General features: G+C 60.5%; 24 protein-coding genes and 3 pseudogenes. 14 read left to right on the top strand and 13 right to left on the bottom strand.

Annotation, left to right across the window (positions count from 1 at the left end; translation table 11 throughout):
- The 8 genes from BEN49_RS21680 to BEN49_RS21645 all read right to left on the bottom strand — a co-directional run.
- On the bottom strand, positions 1–204 hold a 204-nt coding region (locus BEN49_RS21680; protein ID WP_141765707.1), incomplete at its 3' end, for a hypothetical protein.
- Positions 201–533: a hypothetical protein gene (locus tag BEN49_RS21675; RefSeq protein WP_125917099.1), complete on the bottom strand. Its 333-nt coding sequence runs from the start codon at positions 531–533 to the stop codon at positions 201–203. The genes BEN49_RS21675 and BEN49_RS21680, both read right to left, overlap by 4 nt.
- A complete protein-coding gene (locus BEN49_RS21670) occupies positions 527–733 on the bottom strand; it encodes a hypothetical protein (protein ID WP_070746528.1) in 207 nt (68 codons plus the stop codon). Before BEN49_RS21670 ends, BEN49_RS21675 begins: the two co-directional genes overlap by 7 nt.
- 36 nt (positions 734–769) lie before the next feature.
- Positions 770–2977 carry a cytochrome-c oxidase, cbb3-type subunit I gene (gene ccoN / locus BEN49_RS21665; protein WP_083326338.1) on the bottom strand — a complete coding sequence of 736 codons (2208 nt, stop codon included), beginning with the start codon at positions 2975–2977 and terminating at the stop codon, positions 770–772.
- Between the two features lie 114 nt (positions 2978–3091).
- Positions 3092–3592 carry a DUF2199 domain-containing protein gene (locus BEN49_RS21660; RefSeq protein ID WP_070746527.1) on the bottom strand — a complete coding sequence of 167 codons (501 nt, stop codon included), beginning with the start codon at positions 3590–3592 and terminating at the stop codon, positions 3092–3094.
- Positions 3593–3679: 87 nt separating this feature from the next.
- On the bottom strand, positions 3680–3835 hold the full coding sequence (gene ccoS, locus BEN49_RS21655; protein ID WP_070746525.1) for a cbb3-type cytochrome oxidase assembly protein CcoS: 156 nt from the start codon (positions 3833–3835) through the stop codon (positions 3680–3682).
- A gap of 10 nt (positions 3836–3845) precedes the next feature.
- Positions 3846–6260, bottom strand: a complete 2415-nt coding sequence (locus tag BEN49_RS21650; protein WP_070746524.1) for a heavy metal translocating P-type ATPase — start codon at positions 6258–6260, stop codon at positions 3846–3848.
- A 264-nt stretch (positions 6261–6524) separates the two neighbouring features.
- On the bottom strand, positions 6525–6833 hold the full coding sequence (locus tag BEN49_RS21645) for a hypothetical protein (protein ID WP_070746532.1): 309 nt from the start codon (positions 6831–6833) through the stop codon (positions 6525–6527).
- Between the two features lie 143 nt (positions 6834–6976).
- On the opposite strand from BEN49_RS21645, the gene BEN49_RS29860 reads away from it, so the two are divergent.
- Positions 6977–7282: a hypothetical protein gene (locus BEN49_RS29860; protein WP_239692051.1), complete on the top strand. Its 306-nt coding sequence runs from the start codon at positions 6977–6979 to the stop codon at positions 7280–7282.
- Here BEN49_RS29860 and BEN49_RS30280 read toward each other — a convergent pair.
- The gene (locus BEN49_RS30280) at positions 7279–7404 is read right to left on the bottom strand and encodes a hypothetical protein (RefSeq protein ID WP_262490239.1); all 126 of its coding nucleotides are present in this window, start codon (positions 7402–7404) and stop codon (positions 7279–7281) included. The genes BEN49_RS29860 and BEN49_RS30280 overlap by 4 nt on opposite strands.
- A 20-nt stretch (positions 7405–7424) precedes the next feature.
- Between BEN49_RS30280 and BEN49_RS21640 the strand changes: the two genes are divergently transcribed.
- The gene (locus BEN49_RS21640) at positions 7425–8588 is read left to right on the top strand and encodes a PAS domain-containing sensor histidine kinase (RefSeq protein WP_239692050.1); all 1164 of its coding nucleotides are present in this window, start codon (positions 7425–7427) and stop codon (positions 8586–8588) included.
- On the top strand, positions 8566–9624 hold the full coding sequence (locus BEN49_RS21635; protein WP_070746522.1) for a response regulator: 1059 nt from the start codon (positions 8566–8568) through the stop codon (positions 9622–9624). Before BEN49_RS21640 ends, BEN49_RS21635 begins: the two co-directional genes overlap by 23 nt.
- Before the next feature lie 39 nt (positions 9625–9663).
- On the opposite strand, the gene BEN49_RS30275 is transcribed toward BEN49_RS21635, so the two are convergent.
- The 3 genes from BEN49_RS30275 to BEN49_RS21625 form a co-directional block, all read right to left on the bottom strand.
- Positions 9664–10215, bottom strand: coding sequence for a hypothetical protein (locus BEN49_RS30275; RefSeq protein WP_262490240.1), 552 nt, complete (start codon positions 10213–10215; stop codon positions 9664–9666).
- Positions 10130–10879 carry a hypothetical protein gene (locus BEN49_RS30270; RefSeq protein WP_262490238.1) on the bottom strand — a complete coding sequence of 250 codons (750 nt, stop codon included), beginning with the start codon at positions 10877–10879 and terminating at the stop codon, positions 10130–10132. The genes BEN49_RS30275 and BEN49_RS30270 overlap by 86 nt, the downstream gene beginning before the upstream one ends.
- A 315-nt stretch (positions 10880–11194) precedes the next feature.
- A complete protein-coding gene (locus BEN49_RS21625; protein ID WP_070746520.1) occupies positions 11195–11605 on the bottom strand; it encodes a hypothetical protein in 411 nt (136 codons plus the stop codon).
- A gap of 230 nt (positions 11606–11835) precedes the next feature.
- On the opposite strand from BEN49_RS21625, the pseudogene BEN49_RS31065 reads away from it, so the two are divergent.
- Together BEN49_RS31065 and BEN49_RS21620 are read left to right on the top strand one after the other, a co-directional pair.
- A pseudogene (locus BEN49_RS31065) lies at positions 11836–12308 on the top strand (PfkB family carbohydrate kinase).
- A gap of 15 nt (positions 12309–12323) precedes the next feature.
- Complete coding sequence (locus BEN49_RS21620; protein ID WP_070746518.1) at positions 12324–13298, top strand: nucleoside hydrolase; 975 nt, start codon at positions 12324–12326, stop codon at positions 13296–13298.
- Positions 13299–13583: 285 nt separating this feature from the next.
- Here the strand turns inward: BEN49_RS21620 and BEN49_RS21615 are convergent, their stop codons facing one another.
- Positions 13584–14372 (bottom strand): 3-keto-disaccharide hydrolase, encoded by a 789-nt coding sequence (locus BEN49_RS21615; RefSeq protein WP_083326336.1) that lies wholly within the window; start codon positions 14370–14372, stop codon positions 13584–13586.
- 253 nt (positions 14373–14625) lie between these two features.
- On the opposite strand from BEN49_RS21615, the gene BEN49_RS21610 reads away from it, so the two are divergent.
- The 9 genes and pseudogenes from BEN49_RS21610 to BEN49_RS21580 all read left to right on the top strand — a co-directional run bounded on the left by BEN49_RS21610 (position 14626) and on the right by BEN49_RS21580 (position 24057).
- Positions 14626–15588, top strand: a complete 963-nt coding sequence (locus tag BEN49_RS21610) for a tyrosine-type recombinase/integrase (RefSeq protein WP_070746514.1) — start codon at positions 14626–14628, stop codon at positions 15586–15588.
- A 407-nt stretch (positions 15589–15995) separates the two neighbouring features.
- Complete coding sequence (locus BEN49_RS21605) at positions 15996–16847, top strand: DUF2726 domain-containing protein (RefSeq protein ID WP_070746513.1); 852 nt, start codon at positions 15996–15998, stop codon at positions 16845–16847.
- A gap of 95 nt (positions 16848–16942) precedes the next feature.
- Entirely contained in the window at positions 16943–18811 is a 1869-nt protein-coding gene (locus BEN49_RS21600; protein WP_070746511.1) for a DUF262 domain-containing protein, read from the top strand.
- 173 nt (positions 18812–18984) lie between these two features.
- Positions 18985–19482 (top strand): annotated as a pseudogene (locus BEN49_RS31060) (DEAD/DEAH box helicase family protein); the annotation flags it as partial.
- A 461-nt stretch (positions 19483–19943) separates the two neighbouring features.
- Positions 19944–20354, top strand: a pseudogene (locus BEN49_RS31055) (hypothetical protein); the annotation flags it as partial.
- Between the two features lie 9 nt (positions 20355–20363).
- On the top strand, positions 20364–21539 hold the full coding sequence (locus BEN49_RS26015; protein WP_193415859.1) for a hypothetical protein: 1176 nt from the start codon (positions 20364–20366) through the stop codon (positions 21537–21539).
- A gap of 135 nt (positions 21540–21674) precedes the next feature.
- Positions 21675–21977 (top strand): transposase, encoded by a 303-nt coding sequence (locus BEN49_RS21590; protein WP_070746509.1) that lies wholly within the window; start codon positions 21675–21677, stop codon positions 21975–21977.
- A complete protein-coding gene (locus BEN49_RS26010) occupies positions 21974–22843 on the top strand; it encodes an IS3 family transposase (protein WP_083326333.1) in 870 nt (289 codons plus the stop codon). Before BEN49_RS21590 ends, BEN49_RS26010 begins: the two co-directional genes overlap by 4 nt.
- A 206-nt stretch (positions 22844–23049) precedes the next feature.
- On the top strand, positions 23050–24057 hold the full coding sequence (locus BEN49_RS21580) for a DnaB-like helicase C-terminal domain-containing protein (RefSeq protein ID WP_070746505.1): 1008 nt from the start codon (positions 23050–23052) through the stop codon (positions 24055–24057).
- The last annotated feature ends 619 nt before the right edge of the window (positions 24058–24676 follow it).

Here is a 24676-nt window from a genome sequence, read left to right as displayed (position 1 = left end):
CGGCCGCATCCAGCTAATGAGCGCCACGAACAACACCAGAAACACCATCCCCACCAGTACCAGCGTGCTCAGCAGGAACCAGACCAGCGCATAATTCGAGTCGGCCGCCGCGGGGGTACTGGTTGCCGCCGTTTGGGCCAGGGCGGGGCGGGTGGCCAGCAGCACCGCGCCGGCCGCCAGTAGTGCTTGCCGGGGCCGTATCATGCGTAAACAGCCTCTTCGATGGTGGCCACCTGCGGAGCAGCTTCGGTCGTGAGGGCCGGGGCCGCAGCCACTTCAATCGGTGCCGCCGCTGCCATAGCGACTTCAGCAGCAGTCGGCTGGCCTTGCTCAGCCTCGTAGCGGCGCTGGGCGGCCGAAGTCACCGAACCGGCGGTCATGACGGCCATCAGCAGCACCAAACCGGCCAGGAACCACACCACCCAACTCAGGAGAGTAGTGGGCGTAGGACCAGCATTAGGCGTTTGGGCAGCGGCCATAAAGCCGGTGAGCAGGCCCAAAGAAGTCAGCGAGAAAGAGCGGAGCGTTAGCATATAATGTCATGGTTAAGGGTGGTTTTGAGCGTTTCTTCGTCGTCGCTGGCTAGCGGCAGCTGGCTCATGGTGTGCAGGTGCTGTTTGTTGGCCACCAGCACGTACACCAGCAGGGCCGTGAAAAAGAGGAAGAAAATACCGAAGGAGATGAGCGGGTAAATCGTGATGCCCGCGATGGATTGCAAAACATTCTTTTCCATGGTAATGAGTGAGTTAAGGAGAGCGCGGCCCCGCCGCTACTGCGCCGCCGTGGCGGCCACCTGCGCGGGCTTCACCTTGATGTCGGTGCCCAGGCGCTGGAGGTAGGCGATGAGGGCCACGATTTCGCGGTCCGATTTCACGTCGATGTCCTCCGTTTTGAGGGCGGCGGCCACACCGCGGGCCTGGGTTTCGGCGTCGGCCACGGCTAGGCGGTCGAAGCCGGCGGGGTAAGGAGTGCCCAGCTTTTGCAAGACCCGGATTTTGGCCGGCAGCGTGCTATTATCCAGTTGATTATCAAACAGCCACGGGTAGGCGGGCATAATGGAGCCCGGCGACATGCTGGTGGGGTCCATCATGTGGTTGTAGTGCCACGAGTTGGGGTACTTGGCTCCCACGCGGTGCAGGTCGGGCCCGGTGCGCTTGCTGCCCCACAAAAAGGGACGGTCGTACACAAACTCGCCCGCCTTGGAGTACTCGCCGTAGCGCTCGGTTTCGGAGCGAAACGGGCGCACCATCTGGGTGTGGCAGTTCGAGCAGCCCTCCTTGATGTAGAGGTCGCGGCCCTGCAACTCCAGCGGCCGGTAGGGGTGCACCGCAGCAATGGTGGGCACGTTGCTCTTGACCAGGAAGGTGGGCACCATTTCCACGGCTCCGCCGATGGCGATGGCCACCGTGGCCCCGATGCTGAGCTGCACCGGGCGGCGCTCAATCCAGCGGTGCCAGTGGCCGCCCTTGGCGTGCGGGTCCTGGGCTTCGGGCAGTAGCGCCGGGGCCTGGGCGGGCTCATTAGCCAGCAGCGTGCCGGCTTTGGCGGTCTGGTACAAATTGTACATCATCAGGAATACGCCGCTGAGGTATAGCACCCCGCCCATGCCGCGCAAATAGTACATCGGCACGATTTGCAGAACCGTTTCCAGAAAGTTGGGGTATTGCAGCATGCCCTCGGCGTTGAACTGCTTCCACATCAGCCCCTGCGTGAAGCCGGCCCAGTACAGCGGCAGCGCGTAGAACAAAATGCCCAGCGTGCCCAGCCAGAAGTGCGTGTTGGCCAGCTTCTTGGAAAACAGCGGCGTGCGGTAGAGGCGCGGCCACAACCAGTACAGCATTCCGAAGGTGAGGAAGCCGTTCCAGCCCAGGGCCCCCACGTGCACGTGGGCCACAATCCAGTCGGTGAAGTGCGCGATGGCGTTCACGTTCTTCAGCGCCAGCATGGGGCCCTCGAAGGTGGCCATGCCGTAGGCCGTAATGGCGACCACAAAAAACTTGAGCACCGGCTCGGTACGCACCCGGTCCCAGGCGCCGCGCAGCGTCAGCAGGCCGTTTATCATGCCGCCCCAGCTCGGCGCAATCAGCATGATGCTGAAGGCCACGCCCAGGCTCTGGGCCCAGTCGGGCAGGGCGGTGTAGAGCAAGTGGTGCGGCCCGGCCCAGATGTAAATGAAAATTAGGGCCCAGAAGTGAATGATACTGAGCCGGTAAGAATACACCGGGCGCTCGGCTGCCTTGGGCAGAAAGTAGTACATCATGCCCAGATAGGGCGTGGTGAGGAAAAACGCCACCGCGTTGTGGCCGTACCACCACTGCACCAGCGCGTCCTGCACGCCGGCGTACATCGAGTAGCTTTTCATAAAGCTCACCGGCAGCGCCATCGAGTTCACGATGTGCAGCACGGCCACCGTGATGAACGTGGCGATGTAAAACCAGATGGCCACGTACAAGTGCCGCTCGCGCCGCCGGGCAATGGTGCCGAACATATTCCAGCCAAACACCACCCAAATCAGGGTAATGGCGATGTCAATCGGCCACTCCAACTCGGCGTATTCCTTGCTAGTAGTGTACCCTAGCGGCAGCGAAATAACGGCCGACACGATGATGAGCTGCCAGCCCCAAAAGTGTATTTTGCTAAGTACGTCGGAAAACATCCGGGCCTTGCACAGCCGCTGCAACGAATAGTACACGCCCGTGAAAATACCGTTGCCCACGAAGGCGAAAATGACGGCATTGGTGTGCAGCGGCCGCAGGCGCCCAAAGGTGGTGTAGCGCGTCACGTTCAGCTCGGGCCGGGCCAGCTCGAAGGCCACAATGACCCCCACCAGCATCCCGATAATGCCCCAGATAACGGTGGCCACGCCAAAGTCGCGGACAATCTTATTGTCGTAGAAAAACGACTCCACGCCCCGCGCGGGAGGGGGTAGGGCCGTCGGCCGCGGCCGGGTGGCGGGTAGTTCGAGTTCGGCTTGCATGCCCTGAGAAGTAGGTGATTTACTGCTCCAAAGGTCCCGCCTGCCCCCGCCAGGCCACATGACGCCGCTTAAGCCCCGGCTTGATTGATATCAAACGCGTCCGGCCTTACTTCTTCAGTCATGCATAGCTGCTTCCACCAGTTCATGTACCCGTTGCCAAGTAATGCCCTGGCGTTGTTCCACTGCCAGGAGATGGGCTTCGTCAATCACCTCAATTTGAGGGATAATGCCGACTTTTTGGGTGTACGCTACCGCCTTGATATTGAGCGTATCGGGGTAGCCTGGCAACACAGTTTGAAACCAACCGAAATAGGCGGGCTCGTTCTCGCGGTCCAGGTCATTCCACCTTTCGTTTGTCCGAAGAAAATTTTCTTCGCTCACGCTTACCCAAACGTTCCAGCAGAATACCTCAGCTGAATCAACAATTGGAATTTCGACGCGTCCTCGAATGAAAAAGTAAGCTTCATCTACTACGCAAAGGCTCTCCGTGCATTCGACCCTATCAGCTCTTTCTTCCGGCGGAACGCTGAAATAATAATCGGGGAATTCCGCTCCGAAGCACAGGGGCATCTCCTCATGAAACTCGCCACACCGGGAACAAGTGAAGCCCTGCATAAATAGCTCGGTTTTTAGCTCAGAACAAAGAATGCGTTGAAGGTAATTGCCTATGCAGGTAGTTATCCGTTCCAAGCCAGCAGTCAGCTACGGCCTCAACTCCGGTTCATCCTCAAACAGCATCCGTACGGAGGGCGTGTAGGCGTCGTCGTATTGCCCGCTGCGCACCGCCCACAGGAAAGCCGCCAGAAACGTGAGTGCCACTAGTAAACTGAGGCCAATCAATAGAAAGATAATAGTCATAAAATCAGCATTATAATTGATAGCGTCGGGCCGCCCAGCGTACCAGCAAAGTGGCCATCACCATCACGCTGAGCGAGCTGAGGGGCATGAGAATGGCCGACGCGATGGGCGTGAAATGCCCCTGCACGGCCAGCGTCAGCCCCACGGCGTTGTAGCACAGCGAGAGCGCAAACGTGGCCAGCACCGCCCGCAGGCAGGCCCGCGAGAAGCCCAGAAATGTGGCCAGCCGCCCCAGTTCGACAGCTTCCAAAATGGCGTCGCAGGCGGGTGAGAAGTTGGTGAGCGTGTCGGTGAGGGCGATGCCCGCGTTAGCGGCGCGCAGGGCCCCGGCGTCGTTCAGGCCATCGCCAATCATCACCACGGTGTGGCCCAGGGCGCGCTCGGCGGCGACGTAGGCGAGCTTATCGGCGGGCGACTGGCCGAAGCGCAGTTCCGCCGCTGGGCCGAATAGGGCGCGCAGCCGGGGGCCCTCGGCGTCGGTATCGCCCGAAAGCACGGCCAGGCGGTAGCGCTGGCTCAGGGCCGTTAGCACGGCCGGTAGGGCCGGGCGGTACACGTTGCGAAAGGTGAAATAACCTGTCAGTTCACCGTCCAGTGCTACGTGCACGCAGGTTTCGGGGGTGCCTTCCGGTCCGCTGGCGCTAGCTCCTACAAACGCCGCCGATCCTAGCCGCAGCGCCTGCCCGCTGGCGGCCGTGGCGCTGAGGCCCTGGCCGGGGTACTCCTGGCAGGTGGCCAGGGGCACGGCTTCGGTGGCCAGCTCGCGGGCCAGGCGCTGGCTGAGGGGGTGCGTAGACTGCGCTGCCGCGGTAGCAATAAGCTGCTTTTCAAGCGGCAATAACGGCCGGCCGTGGTACTGCACAGCCGACTGCGTGGGGTCGGTGAGGGTGCCGGTTTTGTCGAACACCAGCGTGTCAGCCCGGGCCAGGGTTTCGATGACGGCGGCGTTTTTGAGGTAGAGCTTGTGGCGGCCCAGCACCCGCAGCGCCGCCCCTAGGGCGAAGGGCGTGGCCAGCGAAAGCGCGCACGGGCAGGCAATAACCAGCACCGACGTGAAGGCCCGCCACATCGTGGCCTGGTCGCGCGGGGCCCAGTAGGCCAGCGTGCCGGCGGCCAGCAGCAGCGTGAGGGCCACGAAGTAGCGGCCGGCGCGGTTGGCGTAGGTTTCGAGGGTGGGGCCGGCGGCGTCTTTGGTGAAGGCGGGGTTGTTCCAGAGCTGGGTGAGGTAGCCCTGCGACACGCCGCGCACCACTTCCAGCTCCAGGGCCTCGCCCAGCTGCCGGCCACCGGCGTACACCAGGTCGCCGGCGGCGCGGGTTACCGGGGTGCTCTCGCCCGACACGAATGAGTAATCGATTTGGCCCGCGCCGCGCCGCAGCACGGCATCGGCCGGAATAACCTCTTGGTGCCGCACCCGGATGCGGTGGCCCACCGCCAGTTCCTGCACCGAAATGGACTGCTCGCCGGCCGGCGTGAGGCGCGTCACGGCCACTGGGAAGTAGGCCGTGTAGTCGCGGTCGAAGCGCAGCGCATCGTAGGTGCGCTGCTGCACCCACTTGCCAATCAGCATGAAAAACACCAGCCCGGTAAACGAGTCAAAGTAGCCCGGCCCGCGGCCCGTCAGCACCTCAAACGTACTGACGCTGAACAATGAAGCCAGCCCCAGGCTGATGGGAAAATCGAGGTTGATGTGGCGCTGCCGCAGCCCCTGCCCGGCCGAACGGAAAAACCCGCGGGCGCTGTACAGCAGCACCGGCAGCGCCAGCACCAAGCTTAGGTACCCAAAGAACCGCCCGAATCCGGCCTGCAAGTCCTCCACGAACGAGAAGTACTCGGGCAGCGCCAGCAGCATCACGTTGCCGAAGGCGAAGGCCGCCAGCCCCAGCTGGTAGTACAAGGTGTGGCTGGCGCGGTGCGGCTGCGCGCCCAGCTCGGCCAGCGTAATCTGCGGCTCGTAGCCCACCGAGGCCAGCAGCTGCACCACCTCGGGCAGGCTGATGTCGGCTAGTAAATAGGTGATGGTGATTTCCTTCCGCAAAAACTGCACCCGCGCTTCCACCACGCCGGCGTGCAGCCGGGGCAAGTGCTCCAGCAGCCAGATGCAGGAGGTGCAGTGCATCTGGGGCACATGCAGCGTGAGGCGACCCCGCTCGGCCGAGCGAAACGAGAGCAGCTGCGCCTGCACAGCTTCCGAAGCCAGGTAGTCGAAGCGGCCAGGCAGCTCTACTGCCTTGATTTTCAGCCCTGGCCGCTCGCCCAGGGCGTAGTAGGTGCAGAGCTGGTTGTCATTCAGCAGCTCGTAGACGGTGCGGCAGCCGGCGCAGCAAAACGGCAACTCGGCCAGCCGCAGCGGCTCGGCCGGGCAAACATCGCCGCAATGGGCGCAGGCCAAGTCAGTGGCGGGTGATTCGAGAATAACGGGCACGGGCGGACACAAGGGGGTAGGGCCGCAAAGCTCCGGCCGCCACTGCGTCGGGGCCATGATGCGCGTCAGGCCCGCGCTTGATTGCGGTTGGCAGGTGGTCGGCTAGCGTCCAGGGCAGCGTTTGCCTGATTAAAATCAGGTAAACGCTTGCTTTTTGTCAAGGCTGCGCGCGTAGGAAAAGCCGATTTTTGTGTGTTGAATACGCCGGCGGACCGGACCCGCCGCGCATCCTCTTTAAAACACAAACTATAAATTGCCAACAACTTACCCCACACTTGCCGCCGCTAGCAGGCTGGCCACGAGCACATCGTTCTCAGGCCAGCCGGGCTGCCGCCATAGCTCGATGCCTTCGCGCACCAGCACGCAGGCGGGCAGCTGCGCCACGGCAAAGCTGCGCACCACGCTGGCGTGGGCGCCGTCGTCGAGGCGCAGCACCCGCACGGCCGGGCCCAGGCGGCCCTGAAGGGTGTCGAGCTGAGCCAGGGTGGGCAGCTGGCCGGCCCGGCCGGCCGGCACCAGCACCAACAGCACGGCGGGCGCCAGCAGGTCGGGCGGGGAGAGGGCAATGGACATGGGCGGCAGGAAGTCGAAGTGGGCAGCAAAATTATTTTGGCCCATCCCACCCGGCCATGATGCCTGATAGACCGCCGCTTGATAGTCATCAATTCGGCTGCGCCGGACTGGCGCAGCCGAGTTGATTAACCCCGTTTTTTTCTATGCTCAGCGACCCTTTTAGCAGTGCCGCCGCCGAAGTGCTCATCACCCAGGCCCCCGATTTTGTGGGCATTTACGACGTGGCCGTGGGCTGGTTTATGCGCGTCAACCCGGCTGGGGTGCGGCTGCTGGGGTACGCCTCCGAGGAGGCCTTTTTGGCTGACCCCGCGCGGTGCTGCCCACCCCTGCCGTGCCGCCCGCCCGCTGGGCGCACCTGCGTGAGCTGGCCCGACGGGTGGGGCCCCAGGCCCTGGAGGCCGAGGTGGGCCGGCGCCAGGGCCCGGCGTTCTGGGGGCGCATCGAGCTAACGGCCTTTCAGGTAAAGGGTGCTGATTACCTGCTGGTTCGCCTCAGTGAGCAGGGACGCTTGCAGCAGGCCGAGCGTGAGCTGGCTCAGAGCGTGCGGCGCTTCGAGGCCGTGTTTACGCACGCCACCATCGGCATTGTAGTGTGCGACGAGCGGGGCCGCATCTGTCGGCCAATCAGCTGGCCCACCAGCTGTTCGGCTACGCGGCCGGCGCGCTCGATGGCCAGCTCATTGAGGTGCTGGTGCCCCAGGCGGCCGGCCGCCGCCACGAGAAATTGCGCGAGTCGTTCACGGCGCGCCCGCAGGTGCGCACCATGGGGGCCCACAACGGCGAGTTGCAAGGCTTGCGCCACGACGGCTCGGTGTTCCCGGTCGAGGTTAGCCTGAGCTACTTTTACCTCGATGAGGAGCTGTACGCCGTGTCTTACATCCTCGACATTACCTACAAGAAGGAGTTTGAGCAGCAGCTCATTGCCGGCAGCCAGCGCGTGGCTGCCCTCAACGCCGACCTGGAGCAGCGCGTGACCGAGCGCACTCACGCGCTCATGAACACCCTGGAGCAGCTGCAACTGCGCAAAAACGAGCTGGCCAAGGCCCTGGCCGCCGAGCAGGAGCTGGGCGAATTGAAGTCGCGCTTCGTGAGCATGGCCTCGCACGAGTTTCGCACCCCGCTCACGGCCGTGCTCACCTCGGCCGCGCTCATTGCCGAATACCCGGCCACCGAGCAGCAGGACAAGCGCCTGCGCCACATCGAGCGCATCCGCACGTCGGTAACGCATTTGAACGATATTCTGGAGGAATTTCTATCGGTGGGGCGCATCGAGGAGGGCAAAATTGAAGCCCACCCGGCCCGCCTCGACCTGCCCGCGCTGCTACGCGACGTGGTGGCCGATGTGCAAAGCCTGCGCAAGCCCGGCCAGCGCATTGAGCAAACCACCGACTGCCCGGAGCCCCTGTGGCTCGACCCCTCGCTGCTGCGCAAAATCCTGGTCAACCTGCTCTCCAACGCCCTCAAGTATTCGGGCAAAAATTCGGTGGTGGCGGTGGCCGCCGCCTGCCAGGCGGGTGTGCTCACGCTCACCGTGGCCGACCAGGGGGTAGGGATTTCGGAGGAAGACCAGGCGCACCTGTTCGAGCGGTTTTTCCGGGCCCGCAACGTCACCAACGTGCCCGGCACTGGCCTGGGCCTCTACATTATTGCCCGCTACCTGGAACTGCTGCACGGCCGCATTGCCCTGCAAAGCGCACTGGGTCAAGGCACTACCGTCACCATTACCGTTCCGTATGAAAACCATTCTGCTGATTGAGGACAACGACTTCATCCGCGAAAACACCGCCGAGATTCTGGAGCTGACCGGCTACACCGTGCGCACCGCCGCCGACGGCCAGGCCGGCGTGACCCAGGCCCTGGCCGAGCGTCCTGACCTGGTGCTGTGCGACATCATGATGCCCGTGCTCGACGGCTACGGCGTGCTGCACATCTTCAACCAAAACCCGCGCCTCACCGGCGTGCCCTTCATCTTCCTCACCGCCAAAACCGAGCGCGCTGACCTGCGCCGCGGCATGGCCCTGGGCGCCGACGACTACCTCACCAAGCCCTTCGAAAAGAGCGACTTACTGAGCGCCGTGAGCGGCCGCCTCAGCCGCTTTCAGCACCTCCAGCCCGCTTACGACCTGCGCGCCAACGGCCTGCCCGAGTTCCTGGCCGATGCCCAGCAAACAGGCAGCCTAGCCAGCCTCTCGGCCGACCGCCGGCCCCACGCCGTGCCCCGCAAGCAGATTATTTACGCCGAAGGCGACGAGGCCACCCGCCTCTACTTTGTGCAGGCCGGCCGGGTCAAAATCAGCAAAACCACCGCCGCCGGCAAGGAGCTGATAACGGGTATTTGTGGCCCCGGCGAGTTTTTTGGCTACCGGGCCCTGCTGGCCGGCTCGCCCCACCACGATGCGGCCGTGGCCCTCGACGACTGCACGTTGCGCTACATTCCGACCGCTGACTTCACTCAGCTGCTACTGCGCAACCCCGAAGTGAGCCAGCAATTTGTGCGGATGTTGGCCGGCCGCCTCGACCAACAAGATGCGCAGCTGCTGGACCTGGCCTACGGCTCGCTGCGCAAGCGCGTGGCCGACAGCCTCTTGCACCTGCATGCCCAGCAACTCTTGCTGGCCCCCGCCGACCCGCTCATCCAGCTGGCCCGCGAGGACATGGCCGCCCTCATCGGCACCACGCCCGAGTCGCTGAGCCGCATCCTGAGCGAGTTCCGCCAGGATGAGAGTATTGAGTTGACGCCCAAATTTATCAAGGTGCGGCAACCCGACAAGCTGCGCCGCAGCAACTGGTGAGGAGTTACGCCCTGGCAGCGCGTGTCGACTGGTCGGTTATCAGTGGGCAGTGCCGCACAAGACCGCGCATTGCTGCGCAATCTCCAGCTCTTCGGCAGTTGGAATAACCAGGATTTTCACCCGGCCCTCGGATTGGTTCAGTTCCCGCAGACCGGGGGTGTGCTCCTTATTTTTGGCTTCGTCCAGAGCTAAGCCGAAGGACTCCATGTTGTGGCAGACTTTGCTGCGCACCAGCGCGTCGTTTTCGCCTACGCCAGCGGTAAAGACAATGCCATCCAGCCCGTTGAGTACGGCTGCGTAGGCCCCGATGTACTGCCGGATGCGATAGGCATACAGGTCGTAAGCCAGCGCGGCGCGGCCGTCGCCAGCCGCCAGTGCCGCGCCGATGTCGCGCATATCGCTGGCCCCGGTCAGGCCCAACATGCCGCTTTCCGTATCGAGCAAGTCCGTGATTTGCTTCGTTGTATAGCCCAGCGGCCCGAGCAGGTACAGCAACACCGAGGGGTCAACGTCGCCGGAGCGGGCACCCATTACCAGGGCCGCCAAAGGCCCAAACCCCATGCTGGTATCGAGGGACCGGCCGCCGCGCACGGCGGCCACGCTGCACCCGTTGCCTAAGTGGAGGGTGATGAGCTTGGCGTCGGGCTTTCAAATAAGCGGCGGCCTGCGCGGCTACGTACTGGTGGCTGGTGCCGTGAAACCCATAGTTGCGAATGCGCTGCTCGGTACACAGCGCTGTAGGCAAAGCGCAGCGGAAGGCATATTCGGGCAGGGTGTGGTGAAAAGCCGTGTCGAAGACTGCCACCTGTCGCGCCTGCGCAAACACGCGCTCGGCTACCTCAATGCCCGCGTAGTTGGCCGGGTTATGTAGCGGCGCTAACCCAAAGAGCCGCTGAATTTCGGACTTTACCTCGGCCGTGATAAACGTAGCTGCCGTGAAGCTTTCGCCGCCGTGTACCACCCGGTGCCCGACCACCGCCACATCGGCGGGGTGCTCGATAACGCCGCTGGGCGCGGCCGTCAGCAGGCGCACCACTTCGCACGGGCCGGCTTCGTGGTCGGCCAAGGGTAAGGTAAGTTGGGTTTCGACCGACGGGCCAGCCGGGGTGTTCAGGTCAAAAACTTGGTGCGTAATCGTGGCCTGCGCCGAGCCCACGCGCTCGACCAACCCACTACACACGGGCCGCTCGGCTGGCCAGCGAAAGAGCTGGTATTTGATGGAACTGCTGCCGGAGTTAAGGACGAGTATGTTCACAAGCAAGCAGTTGGTGTGAGGTGAGGCGGTTATCTAGCGGTGCGACGGATTAGTTGTCAGCTTCCCTCTAAAGTAGACCAGTCTGAGCTGGAGTATGGAAGCGTGGACGAGCTCGGCCTTGCCAAATAATGGTTTAGGAAGCTTAGCGGCCCAGGGCTGGCTAGGCAGCGGTAAGGAAACGACATTACTGCTTGCGACTGCTGGTCGATGTGGAGCAGAACCGGCGAGCAACTTCTTATTACAAGGACAAGGCTCCCAGCGAATCTGGCCTGAATAAGACCAATCCATTTTGACTACGCGTACGGGGAGGTGCAGTTACTGGGCCTGCAACCAGCCAATGGCCGCTACTTCATCAGAAAAGAAGCGGTAGGTGAGCGGCAGATCTTGCGCCTGGGTGCGAATCGTGTCCATGGCCAAGCGGGCAAACACGTCGTGGGCCTGCACCACGGCCCCGTAGCGGTACGGCCCCTCGACAATGGTGCGCGGCAGCCAGTGCTCCACGACGTGGACCCGCTCCGCTGGCAGGTAAGGCGTCATCTGGCGCTGGTCGATGAGCAGCTTGCCCAGGCCGTAACGGGTAAGGGCCCGCGTCACGTGGTGGAGCACGGCGGTGAACTCGTCGAAGCGGCGCGGCCCGGGGTGGTACTGCAGGCGGACGTAGTCGGCGTACTCCTGCACCAGCCCCGCGGCGTTGGTGAAGTAAAGGGAAGTCGGCAAGGAGCTCATCGGGCCCCAAAGGTACTGGCGCGGCGGGAGCCTTGTGGGCAGCGCGTCGCCTGAAGCGGGGGAGCTTGAGGTGGTCAGGTAAAAGTGAACAGAACAAGGTCATATCTTTCGCACGTCATGAAAGACAGCCTTCTTAACTAGCCCAGCGTGATAGTAGGCCTTATTAACGCACGGCGTGGTCCAGCGCCAAGCCGCTCTAAATTGATTGCTGGTTTTTGGCTTGCTTCTCCATGCCTGTGCTCGTTATTGGTAGCTACAACACCGATTTGGGGCTGCGCGTGGTCCTGAACCCGGCCCCGGCCCAGCCGTTGCCCGCGGGCCTGGGCGCGGACCTCTACGCGTTGACGCCTAACGAAACCGAGGCCGAAGCGCTGACCGGCGTGCGGGTAATCGATGCGGTCACGGCCACCCTTGCCGCGGACCGCCTGCACGCGGCCGGTTTCGGCCGGGTCATTATTACCCTCGGCGCGCAGGGCGCCTACTGGTCCGACGGCACGGGGGCGGCGCTGGTCGCGGCCCCGGCGGTGCGGGCAGTCGACCCACAGCCGCCGGCGACTGCTTCACCGGGGCGCTGGCGGTGGCCGTGGCCGAGGGCCACGCGTTGCCCGCAGCCGTGGCCTTTGCGTGCCGGGCGGCGGCGCGCGCCGTCACCCGGCCCGGTGCCCAGGCCAGTTTGCCGACCCGGGCCGAACTTGCCGGCTAGTTTCCCCTGCTGTTCATGGACAAACGCCTTATCATTATTGACACCGACCCCGGCGTGGACGACGCCCTGGCCCTGCAGTTTGCTTTGGGCCTGCCCCAGTTCGAGGTGCGGGCCCTGACCACCGTGTTCGGCAACGTGGCGGTGGAGCTGGCCACCACCAACGCGCTGCGGCTGCTGCACCTGGCCGGCCGCGCCGACATTCCCGTGGCCCAAGGCGCCGCCCACCCCCTGGCCGGCGCCTTCGACGGGGGCGCCCCCTTTGTGCACGGCGACGACGGCCAGGGAAACACCAACTATCCCCCGGCGCCTACGCCGGCCGTCGCCCAGCCCGCCGCCGAACTGCTGGCCGAGGTGGTCGGCCGCCACCCCGGGCAGGTCACCCTCGTCGCGCTGGGTCCACTTACCAACCTGGCGCACGCCCTGCGCTTGCGGCCCAGTCTGGTGCACGAAGTGGCCGAAGTCGTGGTCATGGGCGGCAATGCCTTTTGCGCCGGCAACGCCACCCCCGCGGCGGAAGCCAATGTGTTGTCCGACCCCGACGCGGCGGACGTGGTGCTGGGGGCGGGCTGGCCCCTGACCCTGTTTGGGCTCGACGTGACGCAGCAGGTCAATATGCCCGGCGCGGTGCTGGACGAGCTAGCCCGCCTCACCGGCCCACTGAGCGCCTACGTGGGGCAGGTGGTGCCGTTCTACCGCCGCTTTTGTGAGCGCGTGCGCCAGATTGACGGCATTTACGTCCATGACGCGACCCCGCTGGCCTACCTGCTGGCGCCGGAGCTGTTCCGCTTCGTGCACCACCCGGTGCGCGTCGATACGTCCACGGGCATCGGCCGGGGCAAAACCTGGCCGGCTCCCGGCGACCCTGCCCAGCTGCAACGCCCCGCCCTGCGGCCCTGGCACGGCCGCCCGAACGTCAAGATTGCCGTCGAGGTGCAGGGCAGCACGCTGGTGAGCCGCTTGCGGGAAGAACTACTGAAAAGCAATCTGTGAGCCTGGTGCGGGAAGCCGGGCCGCCGCCGGGTGCTACGCGTCATGTTAGCCCCCCGTTGCTACGAAAAGGCCGATAAGCGTTAGCTGTCGCACTCAGGCGGCGTTTTGATGCCGCCTGGTTTCAAGTTATGATAACCTTCACTTTTCAAACCCTGTTTGCCGATGAGCTGGTCGATGTTGCTTCATCCAGCTAGGTAGCGGTAAGTAGAAAAAGCGCTAACTATTGGGGAGGAAACCAACTCCCCAGCCTGCCTGGCTAATGTTGATACCTGGCACTTGATGCGCCTAGCGTAGCTCCTTGATTTTCAGGCTGCGAAAGGAAACCTGGTGGCCGTGGTCTTGCAACAGCAAATGCCCTGCGACAGCCTCGCCGAACCCGGGCCAGACGTGGTACTTGCTGCCCGCCACCAACGTCCGGAAGGCCGGCGAGCCGCGCTCGTATTCCAGCACCTTCACCCCGTTGAGGTAATGTTCCACGTGCTGGCTGGGATAGACGACCACCCGCCCCACGTTCCAGGCCCCGATGGGTCGCTGGCAGGCCGCCGGTTTGACCGCGGGAATCAGGTCGTAGAGCGAGGCCAGGGTGCGGTCGCCGTTCGTGCCGAGCTTCGCGTCGGGGTGCCGGGCATCGTCGAGCAGTTGGTACTCCAGGCCGATGGGCGAGCCGGGGGTTTGTTCGGCCAGCGTCACGAAGTAGATCATTCCACTGTTGGCCCCCGGCGTGAGTTGGAACTCAAAGGAGAAATCGAAGGCCCGGTACTGGGCCGCCGTGATGATGTCCCCCCCGTTGGCCGACTCCTTCCCGTCGGCCGCGAGCGTCGTCAACGCCCCGTTGGCTACTTGCCAGCCGTGGGTGGGGAACGCTACCCCCTTCGCGCTGCGCCAGCCGGCCGACGTGGTGCCGTCGAAGAGCAGGCGCCAGCCCTGCCGCCGCTCGGCCGCCGTCAACGTATTCGGCGCCGGCGCTTCGGCCGGCGCCACCCGCGGCCTGGCCGGTGAGAGAGGAGCGGTTAGCAGGAGCGCTGCCCCTAGCAGGCAACGGGCGACGCGCGGGGCGGGGCGAAGTAGGTTCATGGTAGTACGGGGGAAGCAGCCGCTACGAAAGTAGCGGGCCGCGGGTGAGCGCGGGCGAACCCCACAACGGGCGAGTACGGGTCAGCTGCTCGTCCTGCTGGCGCGCCCGGCTGGCAGGGAGGCGCGCGTGCGCTGCTTTCCACAGCAAAGGCTTCCCGCTTTAAGGTCCGATAATTAAATCTTATCGGACCTTATTACTACTTTTGGTTTTTACCGCAAAAAGTCGCGTTTTACTCCTTTATATATAGGCCGCATGGAAAACAGCGCCGCGCTCTCGATTCCAGTCAACCGTTCGTCGGCACTCACGCACTTGGCCGAGCACACCTCGCGCTACGTCGAGGCGGGGTTGACCGGCGCGGTAAATACCGCCAAAGCCTACGCCGGCGATTTGAAACGCTTCGCGGCGTGGTGCGCCGAGCACGACCTGCCACCGCTGCCGGCGTCGGTGGACACGCTCGCGGGATTTGTGACCCACCTCGCGGAAGCCAGCAAAAAGGTGTCGACTATTCAGCGCCACTGCGCGGCCGTGGCCAAGGCCCACGCGTTGCGCGGCGTGGACTCGCCCACGGACGATAAGAAGTTCAAGGTGCTCCTGGAAGGCATCGCCCGTCTCAAGGGCGTGCGGCAAAAACAGGCCCCGGCGTTCACGCTGGCCAACTTTAAGCGCACGGTGAAAAGCATTGATGGGAAGACATTGGCCGGGCTGCGCGACCGGGTAATCCTGCTGTTGGGCTTTACGGGGGCCTTCCGCCGCTCGGAGCTGGCGGCGCTGAACGTGGAGGACTTGGCCTTTTCGGAGGAAGGGCTGATCGTGAACCTCGCGAAGAGCAAAACCAACCAGTTGGGCGCGGCCGAGGAAAAGGCCATTTTCTACTCGCCGGATTTCAAGCTCTGCCCCATTCGTACGTTGGAGGCCTGGGTCAAGCGGTTGGACCGCATCGAAGGACCGGTGTTTGTGTCCTTTCGCAAGGGCGAACGGCTCACCGCACGGCGCTTGACGGACAAGCACTTGAACTTGATCGTGCAGCGCTACCTGGGGCCCAAGTACTCGGCCCACTCCCTACGCGCTTCCTTCGTCACCGTGGCCAAATTGGCCGGGGCGGACGATTCAGAAGTGATGAACCAGACGAAGCACAAGACGAGCGAAATGATTCGCCGCTATACCCGCCTCGACAACGTGCGCCAGCACAACGCGGCCCAGAAATTAGGTTTGTAACCCATAACGACCGAAAAAGAGAAGCAATATTATGTTCCGAAATTTTCCTCTGCCGCTTTTCCTACTTTAGCGATGACATTACCGGCGATACCCCTGTGCTGCGTTACAACCACTGAACGAGCTGGTCGGGCGCGGCCTATGGAAACACGACCCCCTGCTAGAACCGATGATTCAACTAGTCGATTTGCGGTACATGCTTGAAAAGCCGACGCAGGCGCGTTTCCGCACCATCGGCAGCCGGCTGCTAGCGCTTTCGGGAAGCCAGCCCCAAGGTCAGCAGCTGATGCAGCACCTTACAAACCAAGCCACTTAGCTCGGCTGCCCGCCGGAGGAACTGTGCACCCAGTTTCCGGAAACCATTGCCTGATAGCTCACCGGAAAATTTCAATTACTCCTTTCTCATTGCAATGGACCGTGAAGCCATACTACAAGCCGTATTTAAAGAAGACTGGGACCCAGTTATTACTTGGCTCTACAGAAACCAGCAGGATATTCCCAAAGATGACCTGCTAACGTATGCCGCCGGCATATTTGCCGCCGAGTTCTTCGCCAAGCTTCCTACTTATCCTCTCGACCGGCCTGACATCGACACCTATCTGGCCACCCTGTGGAGCCTGCACCAGCGGCAGCTATACGTGTTGAAGCCGACACACCACCGCCTGCTGATTACTCAGAGCGCACTGCGCAATTCGCAGGACCCCGAGCGCGCCTACCAGTTTGCCCGCGAATTTCCGGACGACGAAGCATGCCAGGCCATCATCGCTGCTTACGAGCGTCGCCGGCCCCCGCCCATGGCGCACTCGCAAAGCCACACCATTCAAGTAACGCAACAGCCTACCACGCCCGAAATTCCCGCCCAGGAATACCGCATTACCTTGTTCAAGTCGTACCAGGAAAAGCAGCTTTTTCAGGCCCTCATCAATAATTTTCCTTCTTATAATGTGTTTCCTAACGTGGCCATCAGCTGCCTGCTGAATTGGGAGACCTTGAAGCCATTGCTGACCACCGACGAGCGGAAGCTATTTTTTACTGGTATCGTCGACTTCGTCATTTTTGACCGAGCGCAGGATTTACTGCCCATGCATTTTTTCGAACTAGACAGCCCGCACCACGACACCGAATCTGCGCAGTTTCGCGACCAAGCCAAAGACGGCATCTTCTTGAAGGCAGGTGTCACTCTTCACCGCATCCGCAAAATGGACCCGGAAGTAACCGAGCGGGAATTTACCCTGCTTATTAGGGAGTTAATTCAGTCCTGATTGCAGACTAGTTGCGCGCCGTACAAAAGGGCCGTAGCTTACCTGCACACCTCTACCTACTATTCCCTTGGCTTTTATCGCTCTCTTTTCCATACATGGCTGACACTACCCTCGATACCGGCAAAAAATACATCAAGGCTATTTTTAATGCCGACCAGTTCTATAACATTCCCGAGTACCAGCGGCCCTACGTGTGGGGCCCGGAACAGGTCACGACCATGTTCGAAGACATCGCTAATGCCTTCTTACAAGACAAGCACCGCGAGTATTTCCTGGGTTGCATGATATGGAACACCAAAGTAGATCAGAGCGGTGACCTGCCTTATGCCTACAATGACATTTTGGATGGACAGCAGCGCTTTATCACGCTCTATCTGCTGCAAGCCGTCATCCGCGACCTTTCTACCAGCGCCAAGGTGAAAGGCTCCGTGACCAAGCGTTTGCAGCAGGTAGAAGAAGATTTGGATGGTATTCCAGAGCGTAATCGCTTAAAGTTTTCCATTCGGCAGGACGATGACTTCTTTCAGCAGTTCGTGTTGGCCGAAAACGGCACGCGGCAACATGCGCAGCTGCTCGCTCTCACCGACAGCAAGACCGAAGCTACCTCGGTGCGCAACATGGCCACGGCCGTACTGGCCACCCACGAGTGGTGGGCCAGCAAGCTGCCTGACTTTGATGGCGAGGAAGCTTATCAGAAGTTCATTTACGATTTCTACGGCTACCTGGGCACCAAAGTACTGGTGCTTTACCTCTCCACTTCCGACAACCTGGACGATGCCTACAACCTGTTCACGGTGCTTAACAGCCGGGGCGTGCAGTTGCAGTCGAGCGATATTCTGCGAGTGCAAAACCTGCGCGTGATTAAAGACGAGGAAGCCAGTAAAAAGTACGCGGCCAAGTGGGATGATTACCAGAGTGCCATCGAGTCGCCGTACAAATCCTTCGACGAGTTCCTGTGGGCCATGGTCTACATCCTAATGAAGTACCGGGCCGACTCGAACCAGAGCATCAGCAAGGCTTTTGCCTACATCTACGACAAGAAGCTGCTGGCCAAGGGCGTGCCCACGTTCGATTTCATTGGCAAATATGTCCAGCACTTAGATGCTGTGTTTCATTCCGATTATCAAGCCGCTGAAGCGGGTTGCCTGTACGAAAACCTCAACTATATCCTCTCCAATACCTTCGGCAACCAGTACATCGTGGTGCTGATGCACTACCGGGAGTGCTTTGGCGAGGCCAATATCCTCGACTTTCTCATCAAGATTGACAACCTGTTTTCGGCGGCTTGGCTTACGGTGTCGTTCAATTTGCAGACGCGCATCTTCATTATGCTACGCAAAATGGACGAGTTGCGCGATAAAATGCCGGATAAGGCGGCGGCCTCCTTGGCCTTTTTGCAGGACGGCGTGTTGCGTTACGATTATCAAGATGAAAAGGCGAACACGGTGATTAACCTCGACAAATTCTTTCTGCTATTGGACGAGGAAAAGTGGGGCAGCTTCTCGGGAACGCGCATCAACAAGACCCGCTACCTGTTGCTTAAGCTGGATTTATTAACGGGCAACCTTCACAACAAGCTGCACCTCAACAAATCCTTTGCCTCCGTCGAGCACATTCTACCTCAAAAGCCCAGCGCACCGGCGTGGAATATCTCCGAAGAACAACACAAGGAGTGGCTGCATCGACTCGGCAACATCGTATTGGTGGATATGAAGAAGAACGCCTCGCTCAGCAATTCTTCCTTTCTCGATAAACGGCACAAGTATAGCTCCTACATCGAAGGGCGCGCTAATACCAACTACGTGTTCATCACCTATCAGCAGTGGAACGTTGGGACCATCCAACAGAACCACGCCCGAGTCGTGAACCTGCTGAAATCTTACTACACAGGGAATAGTCTCCAGTCTTTCAAAGAGCTTAAAAAAAAACTGCTCGTGCCCACAGCCGCACCCGTACCAGCGTAATCGCACGTCGCTCCTTCTCTCATACCGGTCCGAGCTAACAGGCCGTTTGGCCTACCAATTGAGCAAGGTTAAGACACTACGCATTACTACCATTTAGTTACCTACTGCGCAAGTCATCGAAAGGCATTTTGTCTTCATAATCAGCCAATAATACGGTTTCGCACCGACGCCTCATGGTAAATTTCAGAAAAAGACTGGATACGAAAGGCCCAGAAAAGAAAATCGACCCCATAGAGATATATAGCACCTTGGACACCAAGGTGGGTATTTTCGCGCTGCGTTCGAGTCAAGAGTCCGTGTTACGCAACTGGTTCGACAGCTACCGCGAGCAGCGCGACACTATTCTGAAGCTGCATACGGGACAGGGGAAAACGCTGGTGGGTCTGCTGATGCTGCAGTCGCGGCTGAACGAGGGCAAGGGCCCAGCAGTTTATTTATGCCCCGACAAATACCTGGTGCACCAGACGCAGCAACAAGCCGACCACTTCGGCATCAAATATTGTCTGTTAGACAACCGAGGTATCTTTCCCAGCGAGTTTCTAGAAGGTCGGCAAATCCTGATTACCCACGCGCAACGCTTTTTCAACGGGCGTTCCAAGTTCAAAGTTGGCGCCAATCCGGTCGACGTCGGCGCCATTGTTCTCGACGATTCCCACTCCTGCATTGACCACATTCGGGACAGCTTCACCATTAAAATACGCCGCCGGGAAGAAGAAGATCTATACACGACCCTGTTGAATCTGTTCGAGGCCGAGTTGAAAGAACAGGGCCAGTCCCGACTGGTGGGCATTCGCGAAGGGGATACCAAAGCCGTGATGCTCGTGCCGTACTGGGCATGGCAGGACAAAGAAGAACTCGTCTCCAACGTGCTAATGGAGCACGGGGACAGCAATTCCATTAAGTTTGCTTGGCCCTTGCTGTCGAACGAACTGCGGGATTGTCAGTGCTACGTATCGGGCAGTAGCATTGAAATCTCGCCTTACCACAACAACCTGGACTTGTTTGGCTCCTTTGCCAAAGCACGCACGCGCATTTTTATGTCGGCGACGACCAGCAACGACGCGTTTTTCATCAAGGAATTGGGCCTGCCGCGGGCCGTGGTGCAACAACCGCTGGTCTATGCTGAGGAAACGTGGTCGGGGGAAAAGATGATTTTGGACCCCTACCAGATATCGGACGTGCTGCACCGAGGCAACATCATCGATTTATACGGCACCCCCAAACCCGGGCGCAAGTACGGCATCGTGAGCCTAGTGCACAGTGGCGTCTCGGCCAAGCACTGGGAAGAAAAAGGCGCGCAGGTCATCAGCCGCCAGCATTACACCGACGAGGACTGCAGCAGGAAATTGCGAAGCTGCGAGCGGGCGATTACACTAAAACCCGGGTGCTTGTCAACCGCTACGACGGCGTTGATTTACCGGACGAAAGCTGCCGAATTCTGGTGTTGGACTCGCTGCCGTTTGCCCAGAGCCTTGGTGACAGCTACCAAGAGTATTGCCGGCCGACCAGCACCACCATTGAAATTCGGATTGCCCAACGTATCGAGCAGGGCTTGGGCCGCGGGGTCCGGGGCGAAAGGGATTATTGCGTCATCATCATTACCGGAGCCGATTTAATCAACGTTATCCGCACGCCCCGGCTGCGCCGGAACTTCTCGGCCCAGACCCAACGTCAGATTGCCATCGGCTTGGACGTAACCAAGATGGTGTCGGCAGACGCCGAGTCTGGGGACCCGGTAGTACAACTGGACGATATTATCAAGCAGTGCCTCAACCGGGACGAGGACTGGAAGGACTACTACCAGCGGGAAATGGGCATTCTGGAGCCCCTGACTGAAGATGCGCCGATTTACCACATCATGGAGTTGGAGCGGGCCGCGGCCGTGGCCTACCGCCGCGGGGACCCAGACAAGGCCCAACAGCTGGTGCAGGAAATCATCACCAACCACTTGCACGGCGATGAAGAAGAGAAAGGCTGGTACATGCAGGAAATGGGACGCTATGCATACGCCGAGCAGCGTGTGGCCGCTGAAAAGCACCAAGCCGCCGCGTACCGCTACAACCAAGCCTTGCTCAAGCCCAATGGGGGCGCCTACTTCCGCAAACTGGTGACAAGCCAAACCCAAGTGGAAGGGGCCAAGGAGTGGCTGGCCAGCTTCGAGTCATTCGAGCTATGCCGCATCGCCGCCGAGGCCATTTTGAGCAACCTAGAGTTTGGCCGGGAGTCAGACAAGTTCGAAGCAGCGCTGAAAGACGTCGGCCTGCTGCTGGGATTCGGCAGCGAGCAGCCCGATAAGCGTTGGAAAGAAGGGCCGGATAATCTGTGGAACGTGGGAGCCGGCGACTACATCTACTTTGAATGCAAAAATGCCACAAAGCCCACGCGGATGCACATCTACAAGTCCGAAGCGGGCCAGGTAAGCCAACACCAGCTTTGGTTCGAGGAGCAATACCACGATGCAACGGCCGTCCCGGTTATCATCAGCCGCACGCGCATGCTGGCCAGCGATGCTCGGCTGACGGATGAGACGCGCATCATGGAAAAAACGAAGCTGGCCAAGCTTTCGGGCGCTATCCGCTCGTACCTGAAGGAGTTTAAAACTTACTCCCTCAAGGATTTAAGCACGGACTTCGTGCAAGAGGCGTTGCGTAAGCACTTCCTAACCAGCAACAACATCAAGACCCATTACTTAGAGCGCCCCCTTCCTTTTACACTAACCGGAAAATAGGGCTTCACGCAATAGCGACCAAGCCACTGATTACTAAATGGCCCAAGTTGTGGACTAGTAGCCGACTCGGTCGAGGGTATGGACTGAGGTGGTCGGGTAAAAACAGACAGTGTGAAGTCTTACCTTCCATTGCCCATGCCCGACCACAGCAATTCGAGCGGCCCGCCGCTAACTCGCAAAAAATATACGCCGGCCTTCAAAACCGAGTGCGTGCGCCAAGTAGCTGCTGGTGCGCGGCAAACGGACGTAGCCCGTGCCCAAGGCCTGTCACCTGCTTTGCTTGGCCGCTGGCAGCGCCAGGCGTTAGCTGAAGCAGTGCCTAGCAGCACTGAGCGCGAAGAGATTAAGCGTTTGCGCGCGGAGCTCAAACGCGTGGAGCAAGAGCGCGATATTTTAAAAAAAGTCGTGACCATCTTTGCGCAGCCGCCTCCGTCATGAGTCGTTACGAATTCATCGAGCAAGTCGCTACCACTGAGCCGGTGCGCATGCTTTGCCGCGTACTACACGTCAGTGCCGCGGGCTTTTATCAGTGGCTAGGCCGGGCAGACCGACCGACCCCAGCTTGGGAGCCGGCGGCCGCCGCCGCCTTTTCGCGCCATGCCCAGCGCTACGGCACCCGACGCTTGCGGGCAGAATTGCGTGCCGAAGGGCACGCCGTTGGGCGCTACGCGCTGCGCAGCTGGTTACGCCGCCGCGGCCTACGGGCGCTAAATACTCGTCCGCAGCGCCCGCGCACCACGGTGGCTGACCCCGCGGCGGTCGTGGCCGAAAACCTGCTCCTGGACCAGCCTGCACCTACTGCGCCCAATCAAGTCTGGGTCGGGGATATCACCTACTTGCCCTTGGTGGGCGGGCGTTGGTGTTATCTGGCCACCTGGCGCGATACCTGCTCGCGACGTGTAGTCGGCTGGCACCTCGACCAACAGATGCCCACCGAACTGGTGCTCACGGCCCTGGAGCAGGCCCTAACGCTGCGCCAGCCAGCGCCAGGGCTGATTATCCATGCCGACCGCGGCAGTCAATACACGAGCTTGGCTTACCGCATGCGCATCGAAAAAGCCCAGGCGCTGGCCAGCTATAGCCGGCCGGGCAACCCCTACGATAACGCCCAGGCCGAGGCCGGGTGGAGCACGCTCAAAACCGAATTACTCCCGCACGGCGGCGCGTTTGCCAACCTCGAAGAGGCCCGCCTGGAGGTGGCCTACTACCTCGACACCTACTTCAACCTCGACCGCCGACACTCCGCGCTCGGCTACCGCTCCCCGCACCAATTTGAACGCGACCTCCTAATCAGCTTATCTTAGTGCACTGTCCGTTTTTACTGGACCACCCCAGACAAAGACAAAACGTAAGCTTCAGTACGAAGCTTTAATATGCTACTCGACGGCTAACACCTTGACCACTGGATGCGAATGAGTATTCCCTACCCCAAAATTTGGGACATATCGCACCAAAGCAAGCCCGAAGCCGCCGGCGCGCTTTCCGTTAATTCCATTTAACGCCGAACTTCATGATTTTCGACTCTGAAAACCCTAACATCCCACCCGACTACCGGAAAGAGCGAGCTGCGATGCGCCGCCTGATACAGGATGCGGAAATAGGCAAGTCGGGAGGGTTACCGGGCATACCTTGCGGTTTAGTTGCCTTGGACCGGATAACCAACTGCTGGAGTAATTCGACCCTGAATGTTATTGCGGGGGCCCCTTCCATGGGGTGCACGTCGCTGTTGCTGGCGTTCATGCGCAATGCCGTGACGCATTTTAAGCGCGAAGTGGCCTTCTTCTCCCTGCAGATGCCCTGCCAGAAGCTGCTGACCAAGTGGCTTAGCATAGATATGGAGTTGCCGTTCCACAAACTAGCAACCGGGCAGTTTCCTGACCACCAATGGTACGAGATAAGCAAGTTACTGCCTGATTGGGACCGGGACTTGGATAACCTCGTTCGGATCATCGACACCCCAGCTCCCACGATTGGCAAAATTGTCGCCGACTGCCGGAGGCTGCGCGAGGAGGGAACCGAACTATTTCTGATTGATAACATCAACCGAATTACCCTGGGGAAGCGGGAACGGGCTATCTGTACCAACCGCACGCAAGAGCTGTCTTACATCGCTCGGCGCTTGAAAACCCTAGCCCTTGAGCTGGAAGCGCCTTTTGTGGTGGTTTCAAACCTCAATCGGGCCGGTGCAGACCGTATTCCTCGACCTCAACTGAGTGATTTGCGCGATTCGGGGGCAATCGAGAACGAGGCCGATACCGTGGTACTGCTCTACCGAGCCGAATATTACGGGCACACGGACGATGATTTTGGCAATTTTACCCACAACCGGGCAGAGCTGATAGTGGCCAAGAATACGTTCGGCACGCTCGATACGGCTAGTGTTGAATTCATGTCTGCCTATGGCCGATTCGGTGATTTACCAGAAGATGAACACGATGCGTACCCTCCACCGGCTCTAGTTGCACCTTTTCCTTTCACAGGACCAAAAGCGAACCGCATGGATGATCCTCCGTTTTAATAGTTGTTCACCTTTTCTCCGAGGCCTGCCTGAGCAATCAGGCAGGCCTTTCTTATTAGACCGACTGCCAACGCAACCTCCTTTTATAAGAGGCGGTGCAACGATTTTGCAATTGCAAAGAACTGTTGTTAAGTTAGCATAAACCCTTTTTTGTGTTTCTTCAATCGTTGTCGATGAAACGAAGGCTCACATCAAGTATCCCGGTTGAACCGGAGCAGGCCGGTAAATTCGAGCAGCTGCTGCGTTGAATGGCGCACAATTGGCCTCGGTTAAAATTTTGGTTCGGATGTTACATGGCTGGCCTACTCACGCGAACCAGGGTGCCGGAAAGCCGCCAGGAGTGCCAATTGGGTACTTTGATTGCCGCTATGGGTTTCGGGTACCGCATTTCGTCGTGTTAGCAGCCACCGAGAGGCAGTGGGTAACCAGTACCTGAAAACGCCCGTTTTCGTGCTCATGCCTCAAAATCAACGTGGTGCGCAGGCGATGTAACATTTGGACCAAACTTTTAACCAAGGCCCAAGTAGCGGTGCGCGAGTCCTTTGCCTACCACAGCCAGCGCGATGGCACGCGTCGACTGCGGGCCGAAGTGCAAGCCCAGGGCCACGCGGTGGGCCGC

Origin of the sequence: Hymenobacter coccineus (assembly GCF_001816125.1) — a bacterium.
Classification (GTDB): Bacteria; Bacteroidota; Bacteroidia; order Cytophagales; family Hymenobacteraceae; genus Hymenobacter; species Hymenobacter coccineus.
This window is presented reverse-complemented; position numbering and strand designations above follow the sequence as displayed.

Excerpts from the sequence above, each read along its gene's own strand:
- BEN49_RS21580 (WP_070746505.1), top strand. The coding sequence starts at position 23,050 with ATGATTTTCGACTCTGAAAACCCTAACATCCCACCCGACTACCGGAAA.
- BEN49_RS21645 (WP_070746532.1), bottom strand. The coding sequence starts at position 6,833 with ATGTCCATTGCCCTCTCCCCGCCCGACCTGCTGGCGCCCGCCGTGCTG.
- BEN49_RS29860 (WP_239692051.1), top strand. The coding sequence starts at position 6,977 with ATGCTCAGCGACCCTTTTAGCAGTGCCGCCGCCGAAGTGCTCATCACC.
- BEN49_RS21670 (WP_070746528.1), bottom strand. The coding sequence starts at position 733 with ATGGAAAAGAATGTTTTGCAATCCATCGCGGGCATCACGATTTACCCG.
- BEN49_RS21610 (WP_070746514.1), top strand. The coding sequence starts at position 14,626 with ATGGAAAACAGCGCCGCGCTCTCGATTCCAGTCAACCGTTCGTCGGCA.
- ccoN (WP_083326338.1), bottom strand. The coding sequence starts at position 2,977 with ATGCAAGCCGAACTCGAACTACCCGCCACCCGGCCGCGGCCGACGGCC.
- BEN49_RS21590 (WP_070746509.1), top strand. The coding sequence starts at position 21,675 with ATGCCCGACCACAGCAATTCGAGCGGCCCGCCGCTAACTCGCAAAAAA.
- BEN49_RS21660 (WP_070746527.1), bottom strand. The coding sequence starts at position 3,592 with ATGCAGGGCTTCACTTGTTCCCGGTGTGGCGAGTTTCATGAGGAGATG.
- BEN49_RS21625 (WP_070746520.1), bottom strand. The coding sequence starts at position 11,605 with ATGAGCTCCTTGCCGACTTCCCTTTACTTCACCAACGCCGCGGGGCTG.
- ccoS (WP_070746525.1), bottom strand. The coding sequence starts at position 3,835 with ATGACTATTATCTTTCTATTGATTGGCCTCAGTTTACTAGTGGCACTC.
- BEN49_RS21600 (WP_070746511.1), top strand. The coding sequence starts at position 16,943 with ATGGCTGACACTACCCTCGATACCGGCAAAAAATACATCAAGGCTATT.
- BEN49_RS21675 (WP_125917099.1), bottom strand. The coding sequence starts at position 533 with ATGCTAACGCTCCGCTCTTTCTCGCTGACTTCTTTGGGCCTGCTCACC.
- BEN49_RS21615 (WP_083326336.1), bottom strand. The coding sequence starts at position 14,372 with ATGAACCTACTTCGCCCCGCCCCGCGCGTCGCCCGTTGCCTGCTAGGG.
- BEN49_RS21620 (WP_070746518.1), top strand. The coding sequence starts at position 12,324 with ATGGACAAACGCCTTATCATTATTGACACCGACCCCGGCGTGGACGAC.
- BEN49_RS21635 (WP_070746522.1), top strand. The coding sequence starts at position 8,566 with ATGAAAACCATTCTGCTGATTGAGGACAACGACTTCATCCGCGAAAAC.
- BEN49_RS26010 (WP_083326333.1), top strand. The coding sequence starts at position 21,974 with ATGAGTCGTTACGAATTCATCGAGCAAGTCGCTACCACTGAGCCGGTG.
- BEN49_RS21605 (WP_070746513.1), top strand. The coding sequence starts at position 15,996 with ATGGACCGTGAAGCCATACTACAAGCCGTATTTAAAGAAGACTGGGAC.